The sequence below is a fragment of the Aequorivita vitellina genome, from assembly GCF_022008365.1.
In the GTDB taxonomy this organism is placed as follows: Bacteria; Bacteroidota; Bacteroidia; order Flavobacteriales; family Flavobacteriaceae; genus Aequorivita; species Aequorivita vitellina.
This window is the reverse complement of sequence record NZ_JAIRBA010000170.1, coordinates 1-365: the sequence shown is the minus strand read 5'-3', so window position 1 is coordinate 365 and position 365 is coordinate 1. Positions and strand designations below refer to the sequence as shown.

Below are 365 nucleotides of genomic sequence, written 5' to 3'. Positions count from 1 at the left end.
AATGTTACGGGCCATCGCAATATGGATGCGGGCAACAACCCGATAAACCCACAGACCATTTTCACGGGAATCACCAATACCGAGACAGGCTGTTATATAGGCGGCGTACAGAGCTTTGAATTAATCGTTCAACCGGGCGCTATTGCGGTAGCCCCAGCAGAGCCATTTGTAATCTGCGATAACCTGATGCCGAGCGATGGATTTGCAGAGTTCAATTTAGAGGATATGAGCGACCAGCAGGTAGTTGACCTTCGCGCCGGAATATTGGCGGGGCAGGACCCGGCAGACTTCAGCATAACCTTCCACGAGACGCAGGAAGGCGCAGAAACGGGCACGGGCATTATCACCTTCCCGTATGTAAACAT

1 pseudogene is annotated in these 365 nt (G+C 52.1%); it reads left to right on the top strand.

Annotated features, from left to right (window positions below):
- Window positions 1-365, top strand: a pseudogene (locus K8089_RS16760) (hypothetical protein); the annotation flags it as partial.